Raw genomic sequence first — 16,981 nt, forward strand, 5'->3', positions numbered from 1 at the left:
GAGGTATTATCGTGTTTCTAAGTTAGTGTGCGTTGAAGCCAGTCCTTAAAGCTCTTTACGGCTTGGTTGGCTTGTAATCGCTTGGGTATTACTAAGTAGTAATGTAAGCCAGTAATAGTTGCCGCCATTTCTTCTTTGCCTTGGGTTAACCAAGTATTTTTGACTGAGTTGGCGACAGCAAGTTGACTTATGAGAGCAATACCTTGACTAGACAAGGCTGCCTGTGCGGTTAGGTTTTCATCATTGAAATAACGGATACTTGGTAGTGTATTAGGAGTGGTTTTTTTTATTGCCTCTTCTATCCCTAACATTGGTAGTTTTGGGTTTTTCCATTGAGTGCAGAAAAACACCGACGCGGCTGGATTTTCACTATGTTTTTTCCAATATTCTGGGGTCGCAAAAAAGCCAAGATATTCTTGAAACAAGGGTTGGTGAATAAGCGCTTTCCTTTCATCTTCTTTAGGTAGTTCACCGTAGCGAATCGCCATATCAACACGTCTATCATGCTCTATATCTATGAGTGATTCTTCGGCTCTAATTTGAATGTTGATGTCAGGAGACTCTGCTTGAAAGTCAGCAAGATTAGGTACTAACCACATAGCAGCAAACGAACTGGTTGTGCTGATGGTTAAAGTGCGAGGTGAGCCTTTCAGCTGATTCACTGTTGATAGTAAGTCTTGTAAAGATTGGTTGGCTGTTACTGCCAGTAATTCTCCTTCTCTCGTTAATGTGACTGCTCGCGTTTTTCGCTCAAATAATCGTATATTTAAGGTGTCTTCAAGTGCTCTGATTTGATGTGAAATCGCTGTCGGCGTCACATTCAATTCATTGGCGGCGTCTTTGAAGCTGTTTAATCGAGCGGCAGCTTCGAAGGCTTTTATAGCATTCAATGAGGGTAGAAGCTGGAACATAAAACACTCTATAGATGAGAATATCTACTTTATAAGAAAAATATTGCCCTTTGTCACGACAATAATTACTGAACACACTGTGCCTACTACTTATGAGTTAGAAGAGGCATAAAATATGAAAAATATCTTACATATGGATTCTAGTGTACGTCGTACTGATAATTCGACGGCAAGCTATAATTCGATTTCGAAGTCATTCGGACGGTGTTTTATAAAAGCATGGATGAATAAAAATCATCAAGATAAAGTGGTCTATCGCGATCTAGGTCTTAATCCGCCAAGCTTTATTTGCCAAGATTGGATTGCTGCGGCATTCACCCCAGAGCAAAACAGAAGCGAGTCACAGCAGCTAGTATTAGCTGAGTCCGATAGGTATTTTGATGAAGTGGCTCAAGCGGATATCATCCTCATTACCGCCCCCATGTATAACTACGGTATGCCAGCAGTATTGAAGGCATGGTTTGATCAAATGTTGAGAGTGAATAAGACTTTTACCTTTGATTTAGCGCGAGGAGACTTCCCTATTGAGCCTATTTTGTCAGGGAAAACCCTAGTACTACTAACATCATCCGGAGAGTTCGGTTTTGGCTTTGGTGGTGTTCGTGAACAGATGAACCACTTAGGCCCTCATATTAAACAATTAGCCAAGTATTTGGGGGTAGATCGGTTTTATGAAATTGGTTCTGAGTACCAGGAATTTGCAGATGATCGTCATGCTGCGTCGCTCGAAAAAGCGAAGCAAGAAATTGTGGACTTGATTAAGCAGATAGGTTGAATCACTGGCAAGTGATTGGCGATGCCTGTGTTGTCTTGGTGAGCAATCAGTTATTAGGCTTTGCTGTAAAAGGAGGGCGGATTAGGCGGATAAAATCCGCCTAATCCTTTTTGTAGCTATTTTCGTTAACTATTTTTGTAGCCTAGCTTCTCAGAAATACTGCTTGCTGCATCTTGCAGCAAGCTAACATATTGATCAAACTTTTCGCTAGAGTGGCGCAATGTCGGAAAGGATACGCTGAGCCCAGCTATAACATTGCCCAGTCTGTCGTATATAGGAGCCGCGATGCAACGAAGTCCTTCTTCTTGTTCTTCATTATCGACGCCATAACCTTGTTTTTTTACGTCGTTTAGCTCTTCCAACAGCGAATCAACAGAGACATGGGTCTTTGCAGTGGAAGGAATAAAGTCCACTTTTTCAAAGATTTGTCTGATATCGCTTTCAGAACGTTCTGCTAAAAGCACTTTACCAATCGCCGTTGAATATAATGGGTTACGCCCGCCAATGCGTGACTGCATTCGTAAGTTATATTGCGCATCGACTTTGTAGATATAGATAATACTATCCCCATCACGTACGCCCAAATGCAGTGCTTCTTTTGTCTTCTCGCCAATGCTTGCCATATATGGCTCGGTCAAAGACACTAGATCAACGTATTCTAATGCTTTTGAACTGACTTCAAATAGCTTAAGCGTGAGCCAGTAGCGGTCATCGTCGCCTTCTTGGGAAACAAATCCCAGCATTTTCATGGTTTGTAGGAAACGATAGACAGTGCTCTTTGAGCTCATGACTATTTGAGATAATTCTGTAATACCAAGCGACTTGTGTTCAGCTAAAGCCGTGATAATGGCGAACATCTTCATCACAGATGAAACAGGTTCAATTTGCAGGGCGTTTTCTTCGTTCTTCATAAGTTTCATTTTTTTTGAAATGGGATTTTGTCTATTTACTATATGACATTTTTTTATTCAACAACACCCCATCCCATATAAATGCACGTTAACGTGCAAGCCAACCACCATCGACGGCAATGGTATAGCCGTGAACATAACGAGAGGCTTCAGATGCTAAAAAGACGATAGGGCCGGCCATATCTTCTGGTGTTCCCCAGCGGGCAGCAGGGATTCTGCCTAAAATTTCTTCGGACCTGCTCTCGTTGGCTCTTAATGCTTCAGTGTTGTTGGTCGCCATGTAGCCTGGTGCAATGGCATTTACATTGATGCCATGTTTTGCCCATTCATTAGCGAGTGATTTTGTTACGCCCATAACGCCACTTTTCGATGCGGTGTATGAAGGTACTCGAATACCACCTTGGTAGGACAACATAGAAGCGATGTTAATAATATTACCAGGTGTTCCCTGAGCAATAATTTGTTTAGCAAAGCCTTGGCACATGAAGAAGAGTGATTTGATATTGAGATCCATGACCTCATCCCAGTCTTTTTCGGTAAAATCTAATGCGTCATTACGACGAATGATGCCAGCATTATTGACAAGGATATCGACTTTTCCAAAGGCTGCAACGGCCTCTTTTATAACATGATCAACACTGTCCATCTTGCTCATGTCTGCATTTACGTTGTGAAATTTCCGACCTGCTTTTTGGATCAAATCGATTGTTTCTGCAGGGTCGCTTCTATTAACACCAACGATGTCTGCGCCTGCATTGGCTAGTGCTAACGCCATGCCTTGTCCCAGACCTGTATTGCATCCAGTGACAATGGCTACTTTACCCGTCAGATCGAACATAGTACTTCCTCTTTATTATAGTGATAGCAGCATGCATCGCGGCTGTTTTTCATATTGTAGAGCTATACTAGAAGAACAATTTTCAAATGACAATGTTAATTTTATTTTATTGAAACATCATTTCATTTTTATTTTATTGTATTGTGAAAAATATTGAATATTGTTTTTCTATTGGTATAGTTGAGTGGTATGACTTATTAATTCAGGACTGCGACACCGTAGCCTCTACAACAATAATTGCTGATAATTATTCAGACAAAATTAGGAGAGAATGATGAAAATTGCATTAATGATGGAGAATAGCCAAGCGGGTAAAAACGCAACGATTTTGGAGCAGCTCAATACAGCTGTAGAGCCATTTGATCATGATGTATTTAATGTCGGAATGGATGGCGAGAACGATCATCACCTAACTTATATCCACTTAGGTATCATGGCTAGCCTTTTGTTGAATTCAAACTCAGTGGACTTTGTGGTTTCTGGTTGCGGCACAGGACAGGGCGCTATGATGTCGTTAAATGCTCACCCTGGCGTGGTATGTGGCTATTGCTTAGAACCATCTGACGCGTTTCTGTTTAATCAAATTAACAATGGCAATGCTATTGCTATGGCGTTCGCTAAAGGATTTGGTTGGGCGGCAGAATTGAATGCTCGCTACATTTTCGAAAAAGCATTCTCAGGTCCTCGTGGGCAGGGTTATCCAGTAGAGAGAAGAGAGCCGCAAGTGAAAAATGCGGGTATCCTTAATCAAGTGAAAGCGGCGACAATGAAAGACAGCTACTTGGATGGGTTAAAAGCGATGGATCAAGAATTGGTTCGCACCGCCGTAGCAGGAAGTCGCTTCCAGCAATGCTTCTTTGACAATAACCAAAATCCAGAGATCGAAGCTTACGTACGCTCACTGATTTAACCCAAGCAGTATTCACCAGCTTCCAAAAATAAAGGCGCTTCAGTAATGAAGCGCCTTTATTGTTTCCCATTCTTTTGTTTCAAACGATTCTTAATCGAGTTGTTAGTTTTATATCCTCATAGACCGAAGAACTTCGGTAAGAATAGCGTGATGACAGGCACGTAAGAGATCAGTGCGAGTAAGCTAAATAGAACGAAGTAGAAAGGCGCGAGTGCGACAATGACCTTTTCGACTTTCACCTTGGCAACCGTCGCCCCGACGAATAAGCCGGTCCCGACAGGCGGTGTGATCGTGCCGATAGCAAGGTTAAACACCATTACGACACCGAAGTGAACAGGGTCGTAGCCTACTTTCATGGCAATCGGTAGCAAGATCGGCGTGAAGATCAAGATTGCTGGTCCAATGTCCATAAAGCAGCCTATCACCAGTAATAAGATATTGATGATCAGCATAACCATGATCGGATCGTTAGAAATCCCGAGGATCAAAGCGGATATCGCTGCAGGAATACCCGTGAATGCCATGGCAAAAGACAGAGTGGCAGATGCCGCTAAAAGCAACATGATGGTGCCAGTAATGTGCGATGTTTCGATTAGGAACTTAGGCAAGGCACGAAGTGGTGTGGTTTTATGGATGAAGAACGCCAAAATCATGGTGTAAATGACCGCAATACCTGAGGCTTCTACCGGCGTCACCACGCCCATAACAATCCCACCAATAATAAAGACGATGAGAAATAAGCTAGGAATTGCATCAAGAGTGATCTTAACAGCTTCTTTAAAAGGCACTCGATCTGATAAAGGGTATTTGCGCTTTTTTGCAATAATAATTGTGACCAACACCAAGCCCAGCGCCCAAATAACACCCGCTACAGCGCCACCCAAGAACAAGGCCGCGACAGAAGTACCACCAGAAATTAACGAGTAAATGATAAAGGCTGTGGTTGGTGGTACCAACATGCCCGTTGGGGCCGAAGCGATATTCACAGCCGCGGCAAAGGATCTGTCATAGCCTTCTTTGGCTTGAATCGGCACCATAACACTACCAATTGAAGTAGACGCCGCAATGGCCGAGCCTGAAATACAGCCAAATAATACGTTACCCGCGATGTTGGTTTGCGCTAAAGAGCCTGGAATACGTCCAGCCATGAGTTTTGCGAAGTTAACCAAGCGAATGGCAATGCCGCCGGAGTTCATGATGACGCCAGAGAGAATAAAAAATGGTACGGCTAATAGAGAAAAACTGTCTAAACTCGCCACCATTTTTTGGGCAGAAGTAAAGAGCGCCATATCCACTGGCACCATCATGGTGACTGCTGCCAATGACGAGGCAACCAAGGAGATAGCCAGTGGTAACCCTAAAAGAGACAGGATAGAAAACGTAATAATGAGCACAAGGCTCGCTTCACCCGCCATGTTTATTCTCCCATGCTTAGTGGTTGATCGATATCAGAGCCAGTCTTGCTGTTCATTGGCTCTTTTAATACATCAATCAAATTCAAAATAGCGTACAAAATCAGCAATACTCCGCAGACGGGTAAAGCCGCGTAAAAACTCGACATCGGCATTTGCAGTACAGCGGAGAGTTGTTTCGAAGCGATTTGCATGCTGTGTAAACCACCCAGAATCAGTACGTAAATGCTGAAAATAATAAAGCTGATAGGGACTAACATCTTAAGGAGTTTTTGAAATCTACCGCGCGAAATATCGCGCAGTAGATCAATGGCCATATGAGAACCGCGGCCAGCAGAATAAGCCGCTCCTAATAGAGACAACCAGACCAATCCTAACCTTAGTAACTCTTCGGTGTAAGTCGAAGGGTCGTTGAATACATAACGGCTGATTACCTGCCAGCTAAGTATCACGACCATACTAAGGAGTAAGAAAGAACACGTTGTCCCTAGACAGATGTCTAGGAAACGTCTTATTTTGGGCATTATTTTGACTCCGCTTGCTGGCGGATTGCCTGATAAACCTTATATTTTGCCGGATCGGATTTTAGCTCTTCATACATTGGCTGAACGGCCGCTTGAAACTCGCTAACATCTGGGTAATAAAAGGTCACACCAAATTTTTCTTCGCTCATGGTTTTTGCGTTGTTAACGGCTTTTGTCCAGGCTTTCTTTTGGAACTCAGTAGACTCTTTTGCCGCTTCTTTAACCGCTTTACGCTGGTCTGGTGTTAAGCGATCCATGGTTGCTTTAGAGATCAACACGATATCTGGCACACGAGAATGTACGTCATAAGAATAATGTTTTGCGACTTCGGCATGACGAGCAATCGTTAGGGCAAACTCATTGTTCTCCGCACCATCTAATACGCCTTGTTGAATTGACGAGTAGACGTCAGCTTGTCCCATAGCGATAGGTGAGCCTCCGAGCATTTTTACCATTTTGATAGACGTTGGGCTTTGCATTACGCGAATTTTGAGACCTTTTAGGTCGTCCACATTACGGATGATTTTTTCTGAGGTATAGAAACTACGAGCGCCACTGTCGTAATAGGTTAGCCCCAAAATCCCTTCGCCTTTTGAAGATTCATAAATCGGTGTGGTGATTTTTGGATTATCCATCACATTGTAGAAATGCTCTTGGCTATCAAATAAGTACGGCATGGAAAAGACACCATAAACAGGAGCAAAGCTTTCCATTAGGCCGCCACTGACTTTGGTCATGTCTAGCAGGCCTGCTTGTAGTAGCTCGACCATTTCACGTTCGCCACCTAATTGGCTGTCAGGGAAAAAGGTGACAGTGACATCGCCTTTTGTTTTCTGATCAACCAACTCAGCAAATTTTTTCATCGCTTCAACGGTGGGTGTCGCGTTGCTCGCGTAGCCAAAACGTAAGTTCTCCGCATAAGCGGATGCCGATGCTAGCCCTAAGCTGATTAGGGTAAGTGCCGTGGTAAATAGTTTATTTTTCATTTTCTTATCCTTCTTATGTTTATTGTTTTTAAGAAATTGATAATGGTTTTTGCTTTTTTAAAACATAGCTAGATATAGCGACGTAGACTCTCGCTAAGACATAAAATCGCCATGGCTTGCCCATAAGGCATAGAGGTGATTTTGATGTTTTTGTAATACTCTAAATCGTCACCCATGGCGGTGCCAAAAGAGGTGTTTTGTAGTTCACCTTGTGCGTCAATGTTGCCATAGACCGCTTTGATGGCTTTTTCCGCAATAGGTAAATAGTCACTAGAGAGATAACGTTTGCGTACGGCTTTTAAAATGCCATAGGCAAACCCTGCAGACGCGGATGCTTCTAGGTAAGTGCTGCTATCGTCTAACAAGGTGTGCCAGAGACCATCGCTGTGTTGTAGTTCGCTCAGGGCTTTGACTTGGCGTTCTAAAGTAGACAGCAAGAAACGGCGAATCGGATCGTTCTCAGCCAAATCTAGCAATTCGATGAATTCTGGAATCACAATGGTGACCCAGCTATTACCGCGAGCCCATAAAGCATCGGCAAAGTTGTGGTTACCTTCGAACGTCCAGCCGTGAAACCACAGGCCGCTTTTTGAATCCATTAGATATTGGATATGAGTCAGAAACTGGTATTTTGCTTCTTCCACATAATCGGGTTTATTAAGTAATTTCCCTATCTTGGCGAGCGGCAGGACGCTCATCATTAAGGTGTCGTCCCACATTTGGTTGTGGTTTACGCTGTTATAAACGATGTGCTGAAGGCCGCCTTCTTGCACGCGTGGCATTTCGTACATGACCCATTCCGCCCATTCTTCCAAATACGGCAGCCAAGACTCTTTTGGCGTACGTTCATGCAAACAAGCCAGCGTTAAAAAGGGCGCAACCGTGTTAATGTTTTTGGTTGGCGTGCCTTCACTCAGGCGTTGTTCGAACCAGTCTTGGATGATTTTTAGAGTGTCTGGGTTATTGGTGATTTGCCAATACTTGAACAAGCCATATAAGCCAATGCCATGAGTCCATTCCCAGCCAGCCCAGCCTTTGGTGTCGATCACTCGACCGTCCTCAAGGCGCAGCAGAAAGTCACCAGTAGTGTCTTCAATATTAATGAGATTTTGAGTTAAAAGATCGATTGCTTCGACGACTTGATCGCGTGAAACAACATGCTTCTTTTCTCTTAGTAATTCATGCATTGCTAATCCCTTTCTATTTTTGGGTTTTGTAATGGTTAGACTCAATATAGATCACAAAATATCAACTTGAAACGAATGTGTAAATTTTATTGGAAGTTTTATCACTTTTAATAAAATGGCGTTTCTAAAATAAAATTGATTAAAAAAATATAGCCTCTACGAAAGACTATATTTTCTGACAGTGACTTTATTTTGTGTGCGCTTTTGTCCGTTAGTTACACAATCCCTGAGCCTGTTTTATTCGGATCTGCAGGTCGAGATTTGGCAACGGCAGCGCGGTATCCGCTTTCACGGTAGCAGCGGACAGGGTCGATGGCACCACCTGCTTGTAAACGAGCCATTTGTAAGATTGGCTCGACATCCAAGTTATAGGCTTGCTTCAAGCTGGCCTGTGCCATCATGGCATCGTTTTCGTTCTGATAATGCGTTAAGGCTTTGCGATCTACTAACAAGCTTTTTACAAAAGCGCGTTGCACTTCGGCCGCACTGTACATCAAGCTTTCTACAGGGTCGGTCACGTTGTGAGATTGATCCAGCATGTAGAATGGGCTGTAGGCAGGATCTTGCGCTCGAATGTCTGTTAGCTCGTTGAAGATCAAGAACAGCTGATAAGGATTGATAGAGCCGCTGTCTAAATCGTCATCACCGTATTTACTGTCGTTAAAGTGGAATCCGCCAAGCTTGCCGAATTGCGCAAGACGGCTAACGATCATTTCAATATTGACGTTCGGTGCGTGGTGTCCCAAATCCACCAATGACATACAACGCTCGCCCGTTTCTTTCGCTGCAAGGTAGTTACTGCCCCAATCTTGAATTACGGTAGAGTAAAACGCTGGCTCAAAAATTTTGTGTTCTAACAGCATGTGCCAGTCGTCTGGTAGGCTTTTGTAAACTTCTTTGATGCTTTCTAAATAATGCGTGAAGCTGTTTTTAAAGTGTTGTTGGCCAGGAAAGTTTGAGCCATCACCCACCCACACAGTAAGTGCTTTTGAACCTAGTTTTTGGCCAAGTTCGACGACATCGATATTGTGAGCAATGGCTTGTTCGCGTACGGCTTTATCCGTATGGGTCAAACTACCGAATTTATAGGATTCTTCTTGGCCAATTTGATCTTGGAAGGTGTTGGAATTCATCGCGTCAAAATGCAGGCCGTATTGTTCGGCATACTGGCGAAGTTCGTTTGGATCTTTTGGACGATCCCAAGGAATATGTAGAGACACCGCCGGTGTAGCTTGTGACAGCAATTGAATAACAGAACAATCATCCAGCTTTTCGAAAATATTGCGTGGTTCGCCTAAGCCTGGGAAGCGAGCGAAGCGCGTGCCACCTGTGCCTACTCCCCAAGATGGAACAGCGACGGTAAATTGCTTAGCTTGCTCTAAAATAGTGTCGATTTTGATGCCGGAGCGATCCAGTTTTTCCGCCAACGCGTTGTAATCACTTGTGACGGCGGCTTCCTGCTTGGCGTTGTGTTCTTGCAGCAAGTTTTGATCAATGAGCTGTTTCATGGTGAATCCTTTTTTATTTTTAGGGACTTTGCGCGAAGTTTCTATATGCGCAAAGTCCTCGTTACTCTTTGGAGATAAGGTTCTTTTCACTGAACTAGCGAGTAAAAGATGGCGCATGCCCCGCATCAACATTCAGAATATTACCTGTCGATTTAGACGACGCGTCAGACGCAAAGAAGTAAATGGCCTCGGCGATGTCTTCAGGGAAAACATTCAGCTTCAGCATACTGCGTTGGCGATAATGTTCTTCTAAATCATCGGTCGATAGTTTGTAAGCGCTGGCTCTTTCTTCTTTCCATTTACCAGTCCAAATTTTTGAACCACGCAACACTGCGTCTGGGTTAACTACGTTTGAACGAATACCAAGTGGTGCGCCTTCTAGTGCAACGCAGCGCGCAAGCTGAATCTCAGACGCTTTTGCTACGCAATAGGCGCTGGCGTTTGCACTGGCAACCAAACCGTTTTTACTGGCAATAAATACCATGTTTCCGCCCATATCCTGTTGTTTTAACAGACTAAAGGCTTCGCGAGCAACCAAGAAATACCCTGTAGATAAGATGCTTTGGTTTTTATTCCATAGGGCAAGAGACGTTTCTTCTAATGGTGCGGAAGAGGCGATGCCTGCATTGGAGACAACAATATCCAAGCCACCAAAGGCGACAGCGCAATGTTTCACTGCACGGATCACATCGTCTTCGTTGGTCACATCCATCTTGATGCTAGACGCGGAATCTTTCCCAAATTCACCGATGATGTCTGCCTTTGCTGTCGTCAGAGCGTCTTCGTCGATGTCCATCAATACTATGTTGGCTCCTTCTTTGGCTAGACGTTTTGCTGTAGCAAGACCAATACCGCCAGCCGCACCTGTCACCAAGGCGATATGACCCGCTAAGGATTTTGGTTTTGGCATACGCTGCAGTTTGGCTTCTTCCAATAACCAGTATTCAATATCGAAGGCTTCTTGTTCTGGCAAGCCAACGTATTCGCTCACGCTGTCTGCGCCGCGCATTACATTAATCGCATTAACATAGAACTCGCCAGCAATTCGTGCCGTGGCTTTGTCTTTTGCGAACGACAACATGCCAACGCCTGGAATTAGATAAATGACTGGGTTTGGATCGCGCATAGCTGGGCTGTTATCGCGTTTACAACGGTTATAATAGCCCGCGTAATCTTCACGGTAATCAGCAAGGCTTTTATCCAGCGATTCGATGACTTCGTCTAGGTTGTCTTTTTGCGGATCATAAGCCACAACAAATGGACGAATTTTCGTGCGTAAGAAGTGGTCAGGACAAGAGGTGCCAAGTTTAGCAAGACGGTCTAAGTCTTTCGAATTGACGAACTGCAACACTTCTTCGGATGCATTGAAGTGACCAATTTGACGTTGTTTTTCGCTGGTTTTGCCTCGAATGAGTGGCATTAAGCTCGAAACGACTTGTTGGCGTTTGTCATTAGGCAGAGTCTTGAATAGCTCGCCACCAAAGGCGGCTTTGCCAGCACTTTTTTGTTCTAGCCACGTTTGCGCTTTGTTAATAATATTCAGCGAGTTTAGGTAACAATCTTTGTTGCCATTCGACCACGTAAACAGGCCGTGGCTTTCTAGTACGACACCTTTTAGGTGTGGATTTTCAGTGGCGATTTTGTGTAAATCCATGCCCAGCTGAAAACCTGGACGGCGCCAAGGAAGCCAGCCAATCTCACCGTTGAAAATGTCTTCTGTCAGTTGTTTGCTGTTTTTGCTTGCCGCAATAGCAATCACCGCGTCTGGGTGAAGATGGTCAACATGAAGGTAAGGTAAATAAGCATGAAGCGGTGTATCGATACTGGCTGCGCGGGAGTTTAGGTTGTAAGTACAGTGTGGCAGGTAAGCCACCATTTCATCTTCAAACTCTAAGCCGCGGTAAAGCGGTAAAAGCTGATTCAGCTTATCCATATAAAGTGTTGAAAAGCCATCTAACCCCATAGAACCAATGTCGCCGCCAGAACCTTTTACCCACAATACAGTGGCTTTTTCTCCGGTAAGCGTGTCGTTCATTTCGATTTTTGCTGAGGTATTGCCGCCACCGTAGTTGGTCACGCGCATGTCAGAACCAAGCAAGTTTGATCGATATTGCAATAATTCTGGTTCGCTTAGAAGAGCCGCTTCAGCATCGTTCCAAAGATTGGGGAGTAAATTAGTAGACATCGTTTAACCTCAAGTTTTGTCTTATTTAACAGCCTAAAGCTCTGTTTTATGGCCATTTATCAAAGACTTAAATTTTATTTTTGTTATGAACAATCAGCGGGTTAGAATGATTGATAGATTTCATGTTAAAACAAAAATAATCATTTTCAAGCATTTTTTATCTTTTTATGTGTTTTTATGATCAATAGTGCTTGATAATGATTGAAAATTAATTATATTGATTATCGAGGGATTTAATCGATGCACGAAATTGAAAGGCATAGAGTGATCTTGTCTGAAGTTGAAGCTCGACCGATTGTGACGGTAGCGCACCTAGCCGACGTGTTAGGCGCTTCAGAAGCAACAGTTCGAAGAGATATCAGCTTTTTAGACAAGCAAAAGAGACTGCGTCGGGTGCGAGGTGGGGCGGAAGCCATTAATCCTCCATCTGATGTGAGTTTATTGGGAAGGCCTTACTCGGTTAGTCAAACGATTAACATGGACATAAAGCGTTGTATTGCGAAAGCGGCGGTGGATTTATTATCGGACAATATGTCAATAATGATCAGCGGCGGCACAACGACAGCGGCTATGTCTGAGTTTATGCGTGGCTTAAAGCTGCAAGTGCTGACCAATTCGTTTTCCATTGCCGATCAATTGATTAAAAAGAGTAAGTGCAGCGTGACCGTGCCGAGCGGAAAAATCCATCGGGAACAGAACATTATTTTGAGTCCGTTCCCAGATGATATTTCCAACCACACGTACGCGGATGTTCTTTTTATTGGTGCATATGGCATTAATTCTCACGGTGTGATGGAGACAGATCCACAAATCGTACAAGCGGTAATGAAATTGATAAATCGAGCAGATCAGCGGGTGCTTTTGGTTGATAGTACAAAATTTCAAAACCGATCAAGTATGATCATTTGTCCTCTTTCACAGATAGATATCGTCATCACGGACGATGGAATAGATAACAAGAGTAAAGAAGTGATCAAGGCGGCAGGGTGTCGATTAATCATAGTAGAACAACAAAAACAATAAACCGCGTCTCGGATACGACAACTTCTTGTTGTGTGACGATGAGCGCGCTCTTGGAGATAATTATGAAAAACAAACTCATCACGGCATGTGTGTTGGCTTCTGCAACTTTATTTGCTTCTGGTACGTATGCAGCGGATCAGGTTCGAGTGGCGTTGTTAGTGAAAGCATTAGGTATTGGCTTTTTCGAAGCGGCGTACCGCGGTGCAGAAGAAGCTAAAAAAGAGTTAGGCGATGTGGAGATTATCTACACTGGGCCAACTTCGACCACAGCTGAAGGTCAGATTGAAATCATCAACTCGCTGATCGCGCAGCGTGTTGATGCGATTGCCGTGTCTGCAAACGATGCGGATGCCTTGGTTCCTTCCTTGAAAAAGGCCCAACAGCGAGGCATTAAAGTCATTTCTTGGGACTCTGGTGTTGGCAAAGAAGGTCGCCAAGTTCATTTAAACCCTTCTAGTAATAGTCTGATTGGCGAAATGAATGTGCAGCTTGCTGCTGACGCTATTAAAGCCAAAGGCAAAAAATCTGGTACTTTTGCCATCCTGAGCGCAACGCCAACCTCGACCAACCAAAATATTTGGATTGGTGAGATGAAAAAATCCCTTAGCAAATTCCCTAACCTAAAACTTGTCGATACGGTTTACGGTGATGACTTAGCGGATAAGAGTTTCCGTGAAGCCACCGCCTTAATCAAAAACCACCCTGATCTAGATGTTATTGTGGCACCAACGACTGTCGGTATTTTGGCCGCAGCGCAAGCTGTTAGCGATTTGGGATTAACAGGCAAAGTGTACGTGACTGGTTTGGGTCTTCCTTCTGAATTAGCAGGTCATGTGCACAGTGGTGCAATTCATAGCTTTGCTATCTGGAACCCAATCGATCTTGGTTATTCAGCAACCATGCTGGCTTACAACCTTGTGAAAGGCAAAGGCACGAAAACCGAAATTCCAATGGGTCGTATGGGCACGCTTGAGCTAGACAAAAATGGCGACGGCGCAATGGCGAAGCCCTTTATCTACGATGCTTCAAACGTTGATGAATTCTCTTCAATTTTCTAGTAGCTATTGACCCCCTCCCAGCCTCCCCCTTAGCAGGGGGAGGAGCTAAGAGTTTTTATTCCCTCCTCTTATGAAGGGGAGGGCTAGGTTGGGGGGCTTAGAACAGAGCCTTCCCAACCTCCCCCTTAGCATGAGGAGGCACTAAGAGTTTTTGTTCCCTCCCCTTATGAAGGGGAGGGTTAGGGTGGGGTTTTACTCGTTCAATAATTTCATAATGAATAACAATAAGAGCAGCCGTTATGAACAATGCAATTTTTAGTCTAAAAAAGGTGAGTAAGGTTTTTCCAGGTGTGAAAGCACTGGATGGTGTCGACCTTCATCTTTATCCTGGCCAAGTGACCGCTTTGATCGGTGAAAACGGCGCAGGTAAATCGACTCTAGTAAAAACCATGACTGGCATTTATCAGCCGGATGGTGGGGAAATTATTTTTAATGGCAAGTCTGTGCAGTTTCATTCCCCTCACGATTCTCATGCTTTAGGCATCACTGCGATTCATCAAGAAACCGTGTTGTTTGATGATCTGACGGTGGCCGAAAATATCTTTTTGGGTAATTACCCAATGAAAAAAGGCCCGATGAGCAAACATTTTTCCATTGATTGGCCTGCGATGGTGACTCGTTCTCAAGAAATTCTGTCGTCAATCAATGCTCACATGAACCCTAATCAAATTTTACGCGAATTAAGTATTGGCCAAAAACACATGGTCGGTATCGCTCGCGCTTTGTCTGTTGATGCCAAAGTAGTGATTTTGGATGAGCCGACGGCGGCGTTATCTCATCATGAAATTCACGAGCTTTATGAACTGGTAAATACGTTAAGAGATCAAGGCAAAGCGATTCTTTTTATAACCCACAAGTTTGATGAAATTTTCACCTTGGCAGATCGCTATACCGTGTTTCGTGATGGTAGTTATGTGGGAGAAGGTTTTATCAAAGACACCAATGAAGCGCAGTTGGTGGAAATGATGGTGGCGCGTAGCATCGAAGCAACGTACCCCAAAAAAGACGTAGAAATTGGCGAAACACTTTTAAAAGTTAGTAACTTATGTCACACAACGGAATTTGCCGATATTAGTTTTAGCCTTAAAAAAGGTGAGATCCTTGGCGTTTATGGTCTGGTAGGTTCTGGCAGAACGGAAGTGATGCAGGCTTTGTTTGGTACCACGGATCATGTGACTGGCTCTGTCAAAATGAATGGTAAAGAAGTGATTATTCACTCACCCAAAGAGGCTATTGATAACGGCATTGTGTATGTGCCAGAAGAGCGTCAGAAACAAGGCATAGTGCTTGAATTACCCATTTATCAGAACGTTAGTTTGCCGCAGATGGAGCGTTTAGCGAAGCACGGGCAAATCGACCAAGAAGGCGAGATGGCGCTGGCTCGCCAATATTGTGAGCGCTTGCAGGTTAAAGCATCTTGTTGGGACGAAAAGGTGATGAATCTCTCAGGTGGTAATCAACAAAAAGTCGTTATTGCTAAATGGCTCGCCACCAACCCGAAAGTCATTATTTTGGATGAGCCAACCAAAGGTATTGATATAGGCTCGAAAGCGGCTGTGCATGAGTTTATGTCTGAGCTGGTGGATTCAGGCTTGTCTGTGATCATGGTGTCGTCGGAGTTACCAGAAATTCTTGGTATGTCAGATCGTATATTGGTGATGAACGAAGGCCTAATTGTCGGGGAATTATCTCGGGCTGACGCGACACCAGAGAAGGTGGTTTCTCTTGCAACGGGGGGAAGTGTGACATGTTAAAACGTTTAATTTACTCCCGTGAAGGCGTGCTCAGTATCATTGTGCTGGCGATGTTTTTTGGTGTCGGAGTGATCAGTCCTGATTTTATTAGTCTATCGAATAGTGTCAGTATTTTTAATGACACCTCAATTCTGATCATGCTAGCTCTGGGGCAGATGTTGGTGATTCTAACCCGTTGCATTGATTTGTCTGTAGCGGCCAATGTGGCTTTTACTGGCATGTTTGTGGCCATGGTGAATCAATATTTTCCAGAACTTCCTATGGCATTACTGATATTTTTATCCTTGTTTATTGGCGCCTTGCTAGGGGCGATTAATGGCTTATTTGTTTGGCTATTAAAAGTGCCTTCTATTGTTATTACCCTTGGTACCATGAGCATTTATCGTGGCGCGACCTTTTTGTTATCGGACGGCGCCTGGGTGAACTCTCACCAAATGAGTGAGTCTTTTATAGGTTTACCCCGCTATGAAATTTTATCCATGCCCGTGCTTGGCTGGATGGCCGTCGCTGCCATTATCTTATTTTTCTGGGCGATGAAGTTCAGTGTATGGGGACGTAATTTCTATTCTGCCGGCGGCAATCCAATGGCCGCATTTTACTCAGGTGTAAACGTGGGTAAGGTGCAATTTTATGCTTTTTTAGTGTCGGGTACCTTGTCTGGATTATGTGGTTATTTGTGGGTTTCGCGCTTTGCAGTTGCCTATGTGGACGTAGCCAATGGCTTTGAACTGCAAGTAATCGCGGCGTGCGTGATTGGTGGTGTGAGTATCGTTGGCGGTTTGGGCTCTGTGGTGGGCTGCGTGATTGGCGCCTTATTTATCGGCGTGGTGAATAACGCCTTGCCAATTATTGGTGTCTCACCGTTTTGGCAAATGGCGATTTCTGGTTTGGTCATTATTATCGCCGTCATTGCCAATGCAACATCTGGCAAAGATAAGGCGAGGATTATCTTACGTAACCCCAATGCAAATGACGAAATACGAGCTAATTAGAGGCGCA

At 44.0% G+C, this 16,981-nt stretch carries 15 protein-coding genes; 6 read left to right on the forward strand and 9 right to left on the reverse strand.

The annotated features are described in order from the left end of the window. Window positions 1-17: 17 nt before the first annotated feature. Window positions 18-911, reverse strand: a complete 894-nt coding sequence (locus AC2A4J_RS05120; protein WP_484175187.1) for a LysR substrate-binding domain-containing protein — start codon at window positions 909-911, stop codon at window positions 18-20. A gap of 115 nt (window positions 912-1,026) precedes the next feature. Here AC2A4J_RS05120 and AC2A4J_RS05125 point away from each other — a divergent pair, with 115 nt between their 5' ends. Next, entirely contained in the window at window positions 1,027-1,686 is a 660-nt protein-coding gene (locus tag AC2A4J_RS05125; protein WP_484175188.1) for an FMN-dependent NADH-azoreductase, read from the forward strand. Window positions 1,687-1,811: 125 nt separating this feature from the next. On the opposite strand, the gene kdgR is transcribed toward AC2A4J_RS05125, so the two are convergent. Both kdgR and kduD read right to left on the reverse strand, forming a co-directional pair. Next, a complete protein-coding gene (gene kdgR / locus AC2A4J_RS05130) occupies window positions 1,812-2,597 on the reverse strand; it encodes a DNA-binding transcriptional regulator KdgR (RefSeq protein WP_484175189.1) in 786 nt (261 codons plus the stop codon). An 88-nt stretch (window positions 2,598-2,685) separates the two neighbouring features. After that, window positions 2,686-3,435, reverse strand: a complete 750-nt coding sequence (gene kduD, locus AC2A4J_RS05135; protein WP_114411240.1) for a 2-dehydro-3-deoxy-D-gluconate 5-dehydrogenase KduD — start codon at window positions 3,433-3,435, stop codon at window positions 2,686-2,688. A gap of 274 nt (window positions 3,436-3,709) precedes the next feature. Here kduD and AC2A4J_RS05140 point away from each other — a divergent pair, with 274 nt between their 5' ends. Beyond that, window positions 3,710-4,345, forward strand: a complete 636-nt coding sequence (locus AC2A4J_RS05140; RefSeq protein ID WP_484175190.1) for an RpiB/LacA/LacB family sugar-phosphate isomerase — start codon at window positions 3,710-3,712, stop codon at window positions 4,343-4,345. A gap of 116 nt (window positions 4,346-4,461) precedes the next feature. On the opposite strand, the gene AC2A4J_RS05145 is transcribed toward AC2A4J_RS05140, so the two are convergent. The 6 genes from AC2A4J_RS05145 to AC2A4J_RS05170 form a co-directional block, all read right to left on the reverse strand. After that, window positions 4,462-5,760, reverse strand: coding sequence for a TRAP transporter large permease (locus AC2A4J_RS05145; RefSeq protein ID WP_484175191.1), 1,299 nt, complete (start codon window positions 5,758-5,760; stop codon window positions 4,462-4,464). A 2-nt stretch (window positions 5,761-5,762) separates the two neighbouring features. Further along, window positions 5,763-6,281 (reverse strand): TRAP transporter small permease, encoded by a 519-nt coding sequence (locus AC2A4J_RS05150; protein WP_484175192.1) that lies wholly within the window; start codon window positions 6,279-6,281, stop codon window positions 5,763-5,765. Further along, the gene (locus AC2A4J_RS05155; RefSeq protein ID WP_484175193.1) at window positions 6,281-7,267 is read right to left on the reverse strand and encodes a TRAP transporter substrate-binding protein; all 987 of its coding nucleotides are present in this window, start codon (window positions 7,265-7,267) and stop codon (window positions 6,281-6,283) included. Before AC2A4J_RS05155 ends, AC2A4J_RS05150 begins: the two co-directional genes overlap by 1 nt. Before the next feature lie 68 nt (window positions 7,268-7,335). Then, window positions 7,336-8,454 carry a beta-galactosidase BglB gene (bglB, locus tag AC2A4J_RS05160; RefSeq protein ID WP_484175194.1) on the reverse strand — a complete coding sequence of 373 codons (1,119 nt, stop codon included), beginning with the start codon at window positions 8,452-8,454 and terminating at the stop codon, window positions 7,336-7,338. A 215-nt stretch (window positions 8,455-8,669) separates the two neighbouring features. Continuing rightward, a complete protein-coding gene (gene rhaI / locus AC2A4J_RS05165) occupies window positions 8,670-9,962 on the reverse strand; it encodes an L-rhamnose catabolism isomerase (protein ID WP_484175195.1) in 1,293 nt (430 codons plus the stop codon). Between the two features lie 94 nt (window positions 9,963-10,056). Continuing rightward, window positions 10,057-12,147, reverse strand: coding sequence for a bifunctional rhamnulose-1-phosphate aldolase/short-chain dehydrogenase (locus AC2A4J_RS05170; protein ID WP_484175196.1), 2,091 nt, complete (start codon window positions 12,145-12,147; stop codon window positions 10,057-10,059). Between the two features lie 264 nt (window positions 12,148-12,411). Here AC2A4J_RS05170 and AC2A4J_RS05175 point away from each other — a divergent pair, with 264 nt between their 5' ends. From AC2A4J_RS05175 to AC2A4J_RS05190, 4 genes are all read left to right on the forward strand, one after another. Further along, complete coding sequence (locus tag AC2A4J_RS05175) at window positions 12,412-13,170, forward strand: DeoR/GlpR family DNA-binding transcription regulator (protein ID WP_484175197.1); 759 nt, start codon at window positions 12,412-12,414, stop codon at window positions 13,168-13,170. A gap of 62 nt (window positions 13,171-13,232) precedes the next feature. After that, a complete protein-coding gene (rhaS, locus tag AC2A4J_RS05180; protein WP_255826426.1) occupies window positions 13,233-14,228 on the forward strand; it encodes a rhamnose ABC transporter substrate-binding protein in 996 nt (331 codons plus the stop codon). Between the two features lie 239 nt (window positions 14,229-14,467). Next, a complete protein-coding gene (locus AC2A4J_RS05185; RefSeq protein ID WP_484175198.1) occupies window positions 14,468-15,982 on the forward strand; it encodes a sugar ABC transporter ATP-binding protein in 1,515 nt (504 codons plus the stop codon). After that, complete coding sequence (locus AC2A4J_RS05190; RefSeq protein WP_484175199.1) at window positions 15,976-16,974, forward strand: ABC transporter permease; 999 nt, start codon at window positions 15,976-15,978, stop codon at window positions 16,972-16,974. The genes AC2A4J_RS05185 and AC2A4J_RS05190 overlap by 7 nt, the downstream gene beginning before the upstream one ends. Window positions 16,975-16,981: the final 7 nt, after the last annotated feature.

The sequence above is a fragment of the Marinomonas sp. ATLA20 genome, from assembly GCF_057180105.1.

Bases quoted from the DNA above. Each gene is read 5' to 3' on its own strand.
- AC2A4J_RS05150 (WP_484175192.1), bottom strand. From the start codon at position 6,281: ATGCCCAAAATAAGACGTTTCCTAGACATCTGTCTAGGGACAACGTGT.
- kduD (WP_114411240.1), bottom strand. From the start codon at position 3,435: ATGTTCGATCTGACGGGTAAAGTAGCCATTGTCACTGGATGCAATACA.
- AC2A4J_RS05145 (WP_484175191.1), bottom strand. From the start codon at position 5,760: ATGGCGGGTGAAGCGAGCCTTGTGCTCATTATTACGTTTTCTATCCTG.
- AC2A4J_RS05155 (WP_484175193.1), bottom strand. From the start codon at position 7,267: ATGAAAAATAAACTATTTACCACGGCACTTACCCTAATCAGCTTAGGG.
- rhaI (WP_484175195.1), bottom strand. From the start codon at position 9,962: ATGAAACAGCTCATTGATCAAAACTTGCTGCAAGAACACAACGCCAAG.
- bglB (WP_484175194.1), bottom strand. From the start codon at position 8,454: ATGCATGAATTACTAAGAGAAAAGAAGCATGTTGTTTCACGCGATCAA.
- kdgR (WP_484175189.1), bottom strand. From the start codon at position 2,597: ATGAAGAACGAAGAAAACGCCCTGCAAATTGAACCTGTTTCATCTGTG.
- AC2A4J_RS05170 (WP_484175196.1), bottom strand. From the start codon at position 12,147: ATGTCTACTAATTTACTCCCCAATCTTTGGAACGATGCTGAAGCGGCT.
- AC2A4J_RS05190 (WP_484175199.1), top strand. From the start codon at position 15,976: ATGTTAAAACGTTTAATTTACTCCCGTGAAGGCGTGCTCAGTATCATT.
- AC2A4J_RS05120 (WP_484175187.1), bottom strand. From the start codon at position 911: ATGTTCCAGCTTCTACCCTCATTGAATGCTATAAAAGCCTTCGAAGCT.
- rhaS (WP_255826426.1), top strand. From the start codon at position 13,233: ATGAAAAACAAACTCATCACGGCATGTGTGTTGGCTTCTGCAACTTTA.
- AC2A4J_RS05140 (WP_484175190.1), top strand. From the start codon at position 3,710: ATGAAAATTGCATTAATGATGGAGAATAGCCAAGCGGGTAAAAACGCA.
- AC2A4J_RS05185 (WP_484175198.1), top strand. From the start codon at position 14,468: ATGAACAATGCAATTTTTAGTCTAAAAAAGGTGAGTAAGGTTTTTCCA.
- AC2A4J_RS05125 (WP_484175188.1), top strand. From the start codon at position 1,027: ATGAAAAATATCTTACATATGGATTCTAGTGTACGTCGTACTGATAAT.